The following is a 12,224-nucleotide window of genomic DNA, read 5'->3' as shown; positions in this document are numbered from 1 at the left end:
TTGGCGACGGTCTTAGCACCGCCGAGGTCGGCAAAGAGCGGGAAGGGAATAGGCGGAACAGAAGGGGGAGCGGGTGGAGGCGGCCAACAGAAATCGGGGACGGTAAAGACAACGCGGAACTTGCTGCTTTTACGGGCGATTTTATTGACGGCCATGGGGTGCTTTACTCCAGAGATTGGATGGTAATATGAAGATTGATATCCTGACTGAATCTTACTTTATTTGGAGATAAAAAGGAAAGCTTAGTGAGAAAAAAGAGGGTAAATGTGAAACATAAAAAGGTCATCTGAAATTTTTCAGATGACTTTTTTATGTAAGTGATTATACAACTAGGAGAAACAGGAATTAATAGACTAAAATACTGGTATTATAAATTTAACATAATATAAATTAATTTCCTTTTCCCTATTCTTCTACAAATTCCGCTTATTGTTCCTATATGTCAAATGAGAATTAATGATACTCTAGAGGGTAAGTTAATAGTACTCCAATTTTTAGTATAAAATCAATGGTTTTTAAGAGAAATTTGGCTGCTTAATTTACCACCTTTCCCCTGAATGGTGGAATAGGGCAGGGTGAAATGTCTCTTTATGCCTTATTTCAACCTTTCAGACGGCCTTATTTCCATTCATTCCATTTGCTTTACCATCGGCATTATCCCCGTTACTATACAGGGCTCATCGTCAGTCGGATATTACCCTTATGACCGCCCGCCAATCCTACCACCTCACCTTCGCCCGTTTTTCCCCCTCACTTTCAGTACGTTCCTTCAGCGCATCCGAAGCAGTCAATACCGCTTACCGTGTCGAAATCACCGCCACTTCAACCGATTCCTCACTGCCGCTATCTTCTTATCTCAACCAGCGCGCAGCGTTTGAGATTCGTCCGCAGGAAGGTTTACTGTCGGAAGTGGTCAGTGCATTCGGGTCTGCTTCAGACGATCCGCCGGCGAAGCAATGGCAGGGCATTATCACCTCATGCGAGAAGTTGTCGGTTTCCAAGGATGAAACCGTTTACCGCTTTGTTTTAGAGCCGCGTTTCGCGGCTTTAAAACATTTCCAAACCTCCCGGCTGTTCCAACACCAAACCGTCCCCGACATCGTTGCCGCCGTCTTCAAACACCACGGCTTCTCCGGTGTCGACTACCGTTTCCAAAAAAGCCGCAGCTACAGCGTACGCGAGTATGTGACCCAGTATCTCGAAAGCGACTTCGACTTTATCCACCGTCTGTGTGAAGAAGAAGGCATCTGGTATGCCTTCGAACAGCATGAACAACATGGCGACGTAGTCGTCTTCGGCGACAGTCCTGAACACTATTTGCGCAGCCAAAGCTTACCCGTTTCCTACCGTCCCCATGCCGGATTGGAGAGTGTCGGTACCGAAGCACTCTTTAACTTAAGCATCCGCCACAACCCCATCGTCGAAGGCATACGCACGGCCGACTATAACTACCGCAGTGCCGATACCGACAACAAACAGTCCGAAGAATCAACCGACAATACCGTTTTATTGGGCAAACAACAGCATTGGGGCCTTCATCCCAAAACAACCGATGAAGCCAAAGTTCAGACGACCCTGTTGAACGAAGCCAACCTCTGCCGTCAAACCGTCGCAGCCGGCAGCGGCAACATCGTCTCCATGGCACCGATGAAGGTGTTCCAAACCGATGTCTCCTTCCCCGAAGCGCCCGACGGCTTGCTGGTACTCAGTATGGAACACAGCGGCAGCCGCGACAGCGCCTACAGCCATACCTTTACCGCCGTTCCCGCCCAACTCGCCTTCCGTCCCGAACGCACCACACCGCGCCCCCATATCGCCGGCACACTGCCCGCACGGGTGACCGCGGCGGAGAACTGCACCTACGCCTATATCGACGATATGGGCCGCTACCGCGTCAAACTGCCGTTTGACCTGGACGAATGGAGTCCCGGCGGAGAAAGCCGTCCCGTCCGACTCGCCAAACCCTATGCCGGTCCCGAATACGGTATCCACTTCCCCTTGCACGAAGGTACCGAAGTGATGCTGTTCTTCGTCCAGGGTAATCCCAACCGTCCGTATATCTCCGGCATCATGCACGACAGCGCCCATACCGACCATATCCCTGCCGAGATGAGAACGCTAATCCTCTAATATTGACTTACGTATAGGCGTTATCCACCCTAATAAATATAAGATACTCACCATAATATGCTTTACAAAATGAACATGATTTGCGGAACGGTCACCATAATCCGAGTCAACTCCTTGAAAAGGTATGGATTAGCTTTTAGAGTCTCTCACGCTCCTTTCCTCTAATTGACGTATTTAAAAAAGGAGATGCAACATATGAACAGCTTATATATAAATTTTGGGATATTTACAATACTGGATTAACCAAAATAATGGGAGGAAAAGGTCAAATTGAAAAAAGTCTAAGTCAAATTTTTATAAAACACCTTCTTCCTAAAATTTCACCGAAATCAAAAGTTTCAGAAAAGAGTAATTGGGTTTCTTATGCAGAAGAAGATCCAGATAACACGGAAAAAGCCTTACTGCGCTATGCGCTTAATCATCTCATTCATGAATTACATAAAAACATTGAAAATTGCTACCCTGATGAAATGTATATACATTTACCAAGCCTAGAGCAGGATCAAGTAAAAGTAGATACAGGGTGCATTTTAGAAAATAAAGATAACAATAAATTTTATATTGTTTTGAGTCCTGCATGTGATTTGGCAGAGCGTGAAGGGGGAGAATGCAATACTGATAGAGCATTACTGGTTGAGATTCAAATGCTTGAAGATATTTTATCTGATGACTATTTTATTAGTAATTGCCATGGTGACAAAAAACTTAAAAAAAGGTACTTGAAAAGTAATCCTGAGTCTCCACAAGAGTATCTTTCAAAGCAACAAGATAATGACTTAATAAAATACCAAAAATTTATATTATTGTTGGCTTCCAAAGACTAGTTGTTTCAATAATGGAGCTGTCATTAATTTTAGAAGAGTCTCTACATATTCTCAAGAAGAGCTAGATGAGTCTTTTAATAGCCCTGTTATTCAAGTAGCCAGTCCGTTTCTAAAAGACATAATATCACGATTTTCATCCTATTATGCACGACAAGGGCAACCTGATATTAATATAAATCTATGATTTCAATTCTTCAATAATGAACGGGCAGTCCGAATATTCGCAACAGCCGTTTTTTTCTGTTAAAATGATTTCGTTACAAATTCAAATATAGCATCATGGATGAAATTCCTAAAAAACGAGGTGGTCGTAGAGAAGGGGCCGGTCGAAAAAGTAAATCTGGCGAATCTACGGCAGTAAAGCGTATTCCAATATCACTAATACCTGCTGTTGATGCACTGATTACCTCTTCACGACTTCCTCAAGGCAGCCTTATCCCAATTAATCGTACAACCCTAAAGGTACCATATGCTCTCGAGAAAATCCCTGCAGGATTCCCATCTCCGGCGGAGCCGTATGTTGCTGACTATCTCGATTTTAACGAATATCTTATCACAAACCCGTCTGCCACTTTCGCCGCACGTTACGGCGGCTATTCCATGCTCGACGCGGGTATCGGTAAAGACGATATTATGATTATCGACCGATCCAAAACGCCGAAGCACGGCGATATTGTGATGGCCGATGTTGGCAATGAGTTTACGATCAAACGACTGTACAAAGTTCCAGGTCGCAAGCCTGAGCTACACTCTGAAAATGCCTCCGGTGAGTACCCTGACTTTATACCTGATGATAGTGATACCTGGACAGTCGTTGGCGTTGTAACCTTCGTTATAAAAGATGTTCGTCAGGGAAGTTAAGATGTTTGCCCTTATTGATGGGAACTGCTTTTACTGTTCTTGTGAAAGAGTTTTCAGGCCGGAATTGAAGAATGTTCCGATCGTCGTCTTGTCAAACAACGACGGCTGTGTGGTTGCACGATCTACTGAAGCAAAGGCATTAGGTATTAAGATGGGCGAGCCGTATTTCAAAGTAAGGCATTTAGTGGCACAAGGCCGTCTGAAAGCTTATTCGGGCAACTACGAACTCTATGCAGACCTGTCTCGGAGGATGATGGAAACTATCGCCGGGTGTGTTCCGGCGGTTGAAATTTATTCTATTGATGAATGTTTCGCAGATATGTCCGGCATTGAAAATCTCACCGAACTCGGCTGCCAAATTAGACAACGTGTCTTGCAGTGGGTCGGCATACCCACCTGTGTCGGCATTGCACCGACCAAGACGCTGGCCAAATTTTGCAACCATCTTGCCAAACGTTACCCTGATCACTTTAGAGGAGTAGTGGTTTGGGGCGATTGGAATGAAACTATCCGTCTTCGTGCCTTGCGCAGCCAAGGAGTAGATGAAATTTGGGGGATAGGCAGACGGACTGCCGATAAACTATCCGAACAAGGGATACGAACAGCATTAGACTTCGTAGAAGCGGATACAGCCACCATACGCCGACGGTATGGTGTAACAGTGGAGCGAACGCAAAGAGAGATGCAGGGTATTGTCTGTGACGGATTACATCCCAATGCACAACCGAGACAAAACCTTGTTCGTAGTCGAAGTTTTGGAACGCGTATAGAAACATTAGAGACATTGCAGGCGGCTGTTACGCATCATGTCAGTTTAGGGGCTGAAGCATTGCGTAAGGATGGTTTAACTGCATCCGCCGTTTCTGTATTCTTACATACAGATTTTTTGCGTGAGGATGAGTCTCAATATCATAATAGCTTAGCCCAGAATTTGATTGTATCGACCGCTGATACAGTTCATTTGAACCGAATAGCACAACGACTGCTGGCAGATATTTATCGCAGTGGATACCTCTATAAAAAATGCGGAATTGAATTACATGGTTTGAAACCAGCTATTCAAATGCAGGCAGACTTATGGGAACCGACAAAAGCCAATCCTGCCATGGAGGCATGGGATAAAATCAACCGTCAGCACGGTAGAGGCCGTCTAAAACTCGCCTCAGAATTACTGGCTGATGATTGGAAAATGAACAGAGATAGGTTGAGCCCGTGCTATACCACACAGTTTATGGATTTGCTCGTAATCTAAGGATATGATTTCCACGAATCATCCACAAAATCTGTGGATAAATTATTTGAAAATGAGGACAAGTAAATCCCATTTTGTACTAATATAATATCGAATATTTCATAAAACCCGTTACAAGTATACCTGATAATCACCGCAGGTGATAAAAGAAAAGCTAATAATAATATTATCAATAATTATTTTTATTGACTAAATATGCATATATGATTAAAATACAAATTTTAATAAATTTTAAAAAGGGAATATATGAAAACTAAATTTTTAGCACTCTTACTCAGTTTTGGATTAGTAGCTTGCGGCGACGAAGTCCTTGATTATAGAAATGTTGAAATAGTAAATAAGCAAATTTATGCCCAAGGAGAAAATTCTAGCTTTACAGGAAAAGTTACGAACGTTCCTTTTGATAAAGTTATAAATGAAGAAGTTGGAAAAGTTTTAAATATATATGCAAGATCAACTGGTGACGGTAAATTGCTAGAAGCATTAGTCATTGTAGGTGTAAATGCAATGGGTAACTCTCAACAAAAAAACTCACTATTACTATGTGATATTAAGGTAAATAACGGTATTCTTGATGGAGATGTATCATGCCATTTAAATGGAAAAGAGGATACTATATTAAAATATAAATATTCGAATGGTAAATTAGATGGCACTTTGACTTTATATATGCCAGTAAATAAAAATGAAGATATTGTAAAAGTTGCTGAAGCTGAAATGAGTAATGGTACTTTAAATGGTAAAACTAAGGTCTGGAGTGCAAGAACAGGCAAACAAGTGTTTGAGATCACTATGAAAGATGGGCTTGCCAATGGTACTACTATCCAGAATGGTGCAAATGGAAGAACGTTCCAACAAGAAACTTATGAATCAGGAAAAATATTAAAAACTACTTATTTCAATCCATCTACTGGAAAAGAAATAGGATCAGTTAATCAGGATGCTCAAGGAAAGATCATTAATGGAACATCAGTTACATATTATGCTTTTAATAATGCTGGTTTGCTAGACGAGCCTAAAATTATTGATATTAAAGAATATCAAAACTCTAAGCCTTCTGGAAAAGTTATTCAATATGATGTTGAAACAGGTAAGATTTTGAGTGAACTTACTTTCAAAGATGGTTCCCCATACAATGGGTTGTATTATAGAAGAGAACCTGATGGACGTTCGATTAAGAATCCACCAGAAGAATATATTAATGGTGAGACAAAATCACAAATTGAAGCAAGAAAACGTATAGAAGAAGCAGAAGCACAGAGAAAGAAACTTGAAGAAGAATCACAAATAGTAATTCAAGCTTGTATAGAAAGGTTGAAAAATGATGAGAATTACGCTTCTTATGATATTGATGTCCTAGAAACAGAATGTCAACAAGAGCTAAATGGGATGAGTCAGTAAATTATATGCATAATATTTAGCGTGTAGATAAGAAAATGAGAGTTTTGCCAAATTCCTAAAAATCCCTCTGAGGATAATATTTTATAGAAGAAAAGGTCGTCTAAAGTCCAGACGACCTTTTTAACTCATAAACACAGACCGAGACCTTTGCAAAATTCCCCAAAATCCCCTAAATTCCCACCAAGACATTTAGGGGATTTTTCATGAGTACCTTCTTCCAGCAAACCGCCCAAGCCATAATTGCCAAACACATTGACCGCTTCCCACTATTGAAGTTGGATCGAGTGATTGATTGGCAACCGATCGAGCAGTACCTGAATCGTTAAAAAACCTGTTACCTCCGAGACCACCGCGGCCGTCCCGCCTATCCCCTGTTGTCCATGTTCAAAGCCGTCCTGCTTGGCCAATGGCACAGCCTCTCCGATCCCGAACTCGAACACAGCCTCATCACCCGCATCGATTTCAACCTGTTTTGCCGTTTTGACGAACTGAGCATCCCTGATTACAGCACCTTATGCCGCTACCGCAACTGGCTGGCGCAAGACGACACCCTGTCCGAACTGCTGGAACTGATTAACCGCCAACTGATCGAAAAAGGCTTAAAAGTAGAGAAAGCATCCGCCGCCGTCATTGACGCCACCATTATTCAGACCGCCGGCAGCAAACAGCGCCAGGCCATAGAAGTCGATGAAGAAGGACAAGTCAGTGGCCAAACCACACCGAGCAAAGATAAGGATGCCCGTTGGATAAAGAAAAACGGACTCTACAAACTCGGTTACAAACAACATACCCGTACCGATGCGGAAGGCTATATCGAGAAACTGCACATTACCCCCGCCAATGCCCATGAGTGCAAACACCAGAAATTCCGCTATGCCCGAGCAGCCTATTTCGGGCTGATTAAAGTAAGTGCGTAAAGCCATCTGAAGGCGATATGTTTGAACCTTTTGAAAGCCGCCAACAGGCTAAGTGCGCCTGTTGTCGCCTAAAAGGTGGCTGGTGCCTGATTAATCAGGTATCTGAGGGGGATTAAGGGGGGATTTGGGTAGAATCAGTGGATATTTGAAACAAAAACAGCCGAAAACCTGCGTTTGGGTTTCGGCTGTTAGGGAAAAGGATTTTTGCAAAGGTCTCAAACTGTCAAAATAAGATAAATTATATTAAATAGGAATAAATTTCATAATTATGATAGAATCCACGGAAAAAATAAATAAAAAACGTAAAAAATAACATAGTAGCAATACATTGCGAAACAACCGTGCAAACCGCCCCACTAGAATGGCGGCACTTACTCACCAAGGACGACAGAAATGAGCGGCAAACACGAAAAACTTGCCTACCGCTTGGCGCGCATCATTTCCAGGCTTAACGACGGCGAACGTCTCGACATCCATCAATTGAAAGACGAATTCCAAGTCAGCATCCGCATCCTACAAAAAGACCTCAACGAACGCCTCGACTTCCTCGAAGCCAAATTCATCGAAAAAGGCCGCCGCTACTACCGCCTCGACAAAAACAAACTCGGCCACTTGACAAGCGAAGACGTACAACGTTTCGCCACTTTTTGCAGTATCCAAAACCTTTTCCCGAAAATAGACAGCGACTTCTACAAAAATGCCCTTTTGCAAAGCGTGCAAATCAAAGGCTTCCAGTATGAAGAACTCGGCAACAGGCTGAGCGACTTCAAATGCCTGCAGGAAGCAATCGACAAACACCGAATCGTCGAATTCCACTATACCAAGGCCGGACAGGAAAAAGGCGGCTACTACCGCCTCGAACCTTATGTTCTGCTGAACAAAAGCGGCATCTGGTACCTTATCGGCACCAGCGGCGGGCAGAGGAAAACCTTCTGTTTCAGCCAAACTTCCGCCATCGGCATATCGGGCGATACTTTTGAGCCGGACCCGGTGCTGCTGGAAGAAATCAGGAACAACGACAGCATCTCCCACGGCAATCAAATCGGCGAAATCGTCATACAGGTATCACCGCAGGCCGCGCACTACTTTTTGCGTCGCAAACTGCTGCCGAATCAGGAAATCGTCCGCCGTCTCGACGATGGCGGCCTGCTGCTGGCCTGCCGCAACGTACATGAAATGGAAGTCGTACCGATAGTGCAGTATTGGATACCGCATCTGCGGATAGTCAGCCCGGCGGAATTGCAGGAAAAAATGGAAGGTCGTCTGAAAGCATATTTTTGAATAAGCAGAAAACGAAAGATTGAAATAACGGATTAGGATGATTTATTCACTAAAAGAATTACTGGCGTTTATTCGGAATAGTTTTAGAGAATAAGGTTGGTAAAGAAGATAGGCTGACATAAAAATAGAGGCCGTCCGAAAAAGTAGCAAATAGTTAGTTTTTATTAATTTTATATTTTAATTTTAAGGAGTTAAAAATGCCTTTACCATTTATCTTAGGTGCAGCCGCCGTTTCAGCCGCTGCGTTTGGTGCAAAAAAAGGATACGACGGTTATCAGACTAAAGGAGATGCTGATTCTATTATCAAAATAGCAAAGAAAAATTATGAAGATGCCAAAGCAAATTTCGATAAGATTAGTGAAGAGACAGCCCAAAAACTGGATGATTTGGGCTCATTTCAATTACAAATTGGCAAGGATTTTAACAAATTTCGTACTATTGCTGAGGAGTTATTAAAGAAACTGGAAAAAGCGCAACAGAAAGATTTGAAATTCTCACTGCCGGATAAAAGCCGCTTGGATAAAATCGAAATGATTGAGCTGTCCGCAATTAATTATTTAGGGACAATGGTTGGGGCAGGTGCCGTTGGTGCCGCTGCCGCTTATGCAGTATACGGTGGCGTGTTGGCAATGGGTGCTGCGTCTACAGGTACGGCAATTTCAGCTTTATCAGGGGCTGCCGCTTACAATGCGACATTGGCTGCAATCGGTGGGGGCTCTCTTGCTGCCGGCGGATTAGGAATGGCTGGCGGTACGGCAATTTTGGGAGGTGTTGTCGCCGCCCCCGTATTAGCTATTGCGGGCTGGGCTTATAATGCTCATGCTGAAAAAGCCTTGGAGAACGCCCTGAAAACAAGCGAAAAGGTTAAAGAAGCTATTGAAAAAATGTCTGCTGGTAATAAACATTTTTTTGAAACACAGAGTTATATCAACAAAATTCTGGCTTCCCTGACGAAAATTTATACAGTATTTACCGATTATTTCGGCAAATTAAAATTTTGTGCTGAGTATTTAAACCAAGGTGGCGATCTTAAAAATATTGAAGAGGATGTGTTGTTGGCTATCGGAAACGGTTACCAAGTATCGGCAATTTTGGCCGACATTATTTCTACACCATTGTTCAAGTTTAAAGCCAACGCCATCGGTAATGCAGCGATAAATGAAGAAAACCTGCCGATTATGGAAACTGATAAACATGGATTTAAGGTCCTTAATAGTGAAGGTATTGACAAAGTATTGAATATAGCGGATTCCGATGTTGAGAAATTTTCCAGTTAATTTGTAAAAGAAAAAGTGCAGGCTGCTTTTGCATAATGGTTTTCAGGCAGCCTGCATATCGAGGGGATAGAAAATGACAACGCAAACACAGATGAAAGAATTTGATTGGGCGGGCGAACTGCATCAAACTATGATTAAAAGTTTAGCCACTTCTTTCGGTTTGGATTTTTTGCTTTTCCAAGACAAAAGGGGCGGCAATGTTGATACCGTGCATAAGGTGCGCGAGTACCAGAAAGAGCTTCAAAAAAACGGGGAGACAGATATTCATGTTTCTACAGAAATATCTGTACAATTAACTTCTGATGGTAAAAACGCAGTGCGTTATGATTCGCATGCCTATCATACAGATGATAGGTATATCAAACGTGGACAGCAGGATAAAAAACTGCAAGATCAAGGCCAATTGCATGATGTTTATCGTAATCGGAATATGGCCGAACATGAGAAACGCCAATTAGACCATGTTATAGCAGCCAGTAAGATACATCATGATGCAGGCAGGATACTATCAGGGTCGGATGGCGTCGAATTAGCCAATCAAGAAACGAATTTTCAGTCTACTCAGGGCTATATCAATACTAAAAAAAGTGATATGTCGATAGAGGAATTTATTTCCAAGCTGCCTGAAATGAAGAGGAATAAGGAAGATTCTATCGCTCAAAAGCAAAAACAATTGGCAGATATACCGGAAAATACGCCTGCAAATCGGCATAAAAGACAGCGGCTAAAAGATGAAATCCGGAAAGAGCAGGAACATCTGAAAGGACTTGAAAGTGTCAATGAAACAGGTATGCGTAATAAGGATAAACAAGCACGGGAAGCGTATGACCAGCAAATCAATTGGAGCTACTACACCAGTAGTAAGTTTTTTGGTTCTGCAGCCATAGATATGGGCAAACAGGGTTTTAAAATGGGTTTGCGCCAATCAGTCGGTATTGTGTTGGCTGAAATTTGGTTTGAGTTACGAGATAGAATTCCAAAAATTTTTGCCGAATGTAAGCAGGATTTTCAGCTTGAAAATTTTTTTAATCATATTAAAGAAGCGCTTAATGGTATTTGGGAGGGTGTTAAAAAACGTTTTAAAGAATTATTGAATGCGTTTAAGGACGGATTGATCAGTGGCATTATTTCAAGTGCTACCACAGCTCTTTGGAATGCGTTTCAAACTATTGGTGGTAATGCCATTAAAATTATTCGTGAGACATGGGTAGGTTTAGTTAAAGCGGTAAAATTAATCTTTTTTAATCCTGAAAAATTAAAGCTAGGTGATTTGATTCGTGAAGTTACAAGGATTTTAGGTACTACGGCAGCAGTAGCGGCAGGAACTCTAGTTTATGGGGCATTGGGTAAGTTACCTTTAGGTATCTCAGGATTTCTTTCTGCATTGGTATCCGGCATTTTGACTATGGGTTTGAGTTATTTTCTTGATCATAGTGAAATGATGCAAAAAGTGTGGAGTTTTTTGAATAGTCGTAAAAGTCAGTATGAAAAGATTTTGGAACGTTATCAGGAAATTAATGCCGAACTCGATCACTATCTAATGGAATTATCTAAAATTGAGTTCAATATGAATCCGACTGAACTGGATCAGTTTGCTAATGATTTGGTATTGGCTAATGATGAGTTTCAACGTCATTTGGTATTACATAAGGAAATAGTGAAGCGAAATATTGAGTTGCCTTTTGAAGCAGGGAATACGGATAGTACTCGGCAATGGTTAATAAATATTCAAGCTAAAAAATGAATAAGCTTTCCCCCTTTCCTTGCACAGCTTGTGGCCAATGCTGTCGCCGTGTCCATTTAAGCGAACAAACCCAATTTCTTGACCGTGGCGATGGTATTTGCCGACATTTTGACGAACAAACCAATCTTTGTACGATATATGAGACTCGTCCACTTGTATGTCGCGTTGAAGATTATTACAAGGTTTATTTGGATGAACAGTTGGAATGGTCGGAGTTTGTAGAGGTGAACTTGGCTGTTTGTAAGTTATTACAGCAAGATAATGAATAGAAAGGGAACGATTAAATTTATTTTGTTGAAAGTTACTATTAGGTTGAGCCCTTTGCAAAAAAGCCTTTCCTCCAACAGCCGAAATCCAAACACAGGTTTTCGGCTGTTTTCGCCTCCAATTACTCCTGATTTTACCCAAATTCCCCCTTAATCCTCCCCGGACACCCCATAATCAGGTATCCGGGGCCGCCTTTTAGGCGGCAACAGGCGCACTTAGCCTGTTGGCGGCTTTCAAAAGGTTCAAACACATCGCCTTTAGATGGCTTTG

Annotated in this window: 9 protein-coding genes and 1 pseudogene; all 10 read left to right on the top strand. The window is 42.2% G+C overall.

Features of this window, described 5'->3' with window-relative positions:
• The first annotated feature begins 702 nt into the window (after positions 1-702).
• The 10 genes and pseudogenes from ACTHSX_RS10230 (at position 703) to ACTHSX_RS10185 (ending at position 11,956) form a co-directional block, all read left to right on the top strand.
• Complete coding sequence (locus ACTHSX_RS10230) at positions 703-2,130, top strand: type VI secretion system Vgr family protein (RefSeq protein WP_440377576.1); 1,428 nt, start codon at positions 703-705, stop codon at positions 2,128-2,130.
• 251 nt (positions 2,131-2,381) lie between these two features.
• Positions 2,382-2,954 (top strand): hypothetical protein, encoded by a 573-nt coding sequence (locus tag ACTHSX_RS10225; protein ID WP_440377575.1) that lies wholly within the window; start codon positions 2,382-2,384, stop codon positions 2,952-2,954.
• A gap of 279 nt (positions 2,955-3,233) precedes the next feature.
• The gene (locus ACTHSX_RS10220; protein ID WP_440377574.1) at positions 3,234-3,815 is read left to right on the top strand and encodes a LexA family protein; all 582 of its coding nucleotides are present in this window, start codon (positions 3,234-3,236) and stop codon (positions 3,813-3,815) included.
• A gap of 1 nt (position 3,816) precedes the next feature.
• On the top strand, positions 3,817-5,067 hold the full coding sequence (locus ACTHSX_RS10215; RefSeq protein ID WP_440377573.1) for a Y-family DNA polymerase: 1,251 nt from the start codon (positions 3,817-3,819) through the stop codon (positions 5,065-5,067).
• 246 nt (positions 5,068-5,313) lie between these two features.
• Positions 5,314-6,468: a hypothetical protein gene (locus ACTHSX_RS10210; protein WP_440377572.1), complete on the top strand. Its 1,155-nt coding sequence runs from the start codon at positions 5,314-5,316 to the stop codon at positions 6,466-6,468.
• Between the two features lie 203 nt (positions 6,469-6,671).
• Positions 6,672-7,457, top strand: a pseudogene (locus tag ACTHSX_RS10205) (IS5 family transposase).
• A gap of 321 nt (positions 7,458-7,778) precedes the next feature.
• A complete protein-coding gene (locus tag ACTHSX_RS10200; RefSeq protein WP_440377571.1) occupies positions 7,779-8,666 on the top strand; it encodes a WYL domain-containing protein in 888 nt (295 codons plus the stop codon).
• A gap of 197 nt (positions 8,667-8,863) precedes the next feature.
• A complete protein-coding gene (locus ACTHSX_RS10195; RefSeq protein ID WP_440377570.1) occupies positions 8,864-9,943 on the top strand; it encodes a hypothetical protein in 1,080 nt (359 codons plus the stop codon).
• A 91-nt stretch (positions 9,944-10,034) separates the two neighbouring features.
• Positions 10,035-11,687: a hypothetical protein gene (locus ACTHSX_RS10190; protein WP_440377569.1), complete on the top strand. Its 1,653-nt coding sequence runs from the start codon at positions 10,035-10,037 to the stop codon at positions 11,685-11,687.
• A complete protein-coding gene (locus tag ACTHSX_RS10185) occupies positions 11,684-11,956 on the top strand; it encodes a YkgJ family cysteine cluster protein (protein WP_315095160.1) in 273 nt (90 codons plus the stop codon). The genes ACTHSX_RS10190 and ACTHSX_RS10185 overlap by 4 nt, the downstream gene beginning before the upstream one ends.
• Positions 11,957-12,224: the final 268 nt, after the last annotated feature.

Source organism: Neisseria sp. P0014.S002, assembly GCF_051958295.1.
Lineage (GTDB): Bacteria > Pseudomonadota > Gammaproteobacteria > Burkholderiales > Neisseriaceae > Neisseria > Neisseria flavescens_B.
Note: the sequence above shows the minus strand (reverse complement) of the source record. Positions and strands in the feature narration are given on the sequence as shown.

Bases quoted from the DNA above. Each gene is read 5' to 3' on its own strand.
- ACTHSX_RS10210 (WP_440377572.1), top strand. From the start codon at position 5,314: ATGAAAACTAAATTTTTAGCACTCTTACTCAGTTTTGGATTAGTAGCT.
- ACTHSX_RS10230 (WP_440377576.1), top strand. From the start codon at position 703: ATGACCGCCCGCCAATCCTACCACCTCACCTTCGCCCGTTTTTCCCCC.
- ACTHSX_RS10200 (WP_440377571.1), top strand. From the start codon at position 7,779: ATGAGCGGCAAACACGAAAAACTTGCCTACCGCTTGGCGCGCATCATT.
- ACTHSX_RS10215 (WP_440377573.1), top strand. From the start codon at position 3,817: ATGTTTGCCCTTATTGATGGGAACTGCTTTTACTGTTCTTGTGAAAGA.
- ACTHSX_RS10190 (WP_440377569.1), top strand. From the start codon at position 10,035: ATGAAAGAATTTGATTGGGCGGGCGAACTGCATCAAACTATGATTAAA.
- ACTHSX_RS10185 (WP_315095160.1), top strand. From the start codon at position 11,684: ATGAATAAGCTTTCCCCCTTTCCTTGCACAGCTTGTGGCCAATGCTGT.
- ACTHSX_RS10225 (WP_440377575.1), top strand. From the start codon at position 2,382: ATGGGAGGAAAAGGTCAAATTGAAAAAAGTCTAAGTCAAATTTTTATA.
- ACTHSX_RS10195 (WP_440377570.1), top strand. From the start codon at position 8,864: ATGCCTTTACCATTTATCTTAGGTGCAGCCGCCGTTTCAGCCGCTGCG.
- ACTHSX_RS10220 (WP_440377574.1), top strand. From the start codon at position 3,234: ATGGATGAAATTCCTAAAAAACGAGGTGGTCGTAGAGAAGGGGCCGGT.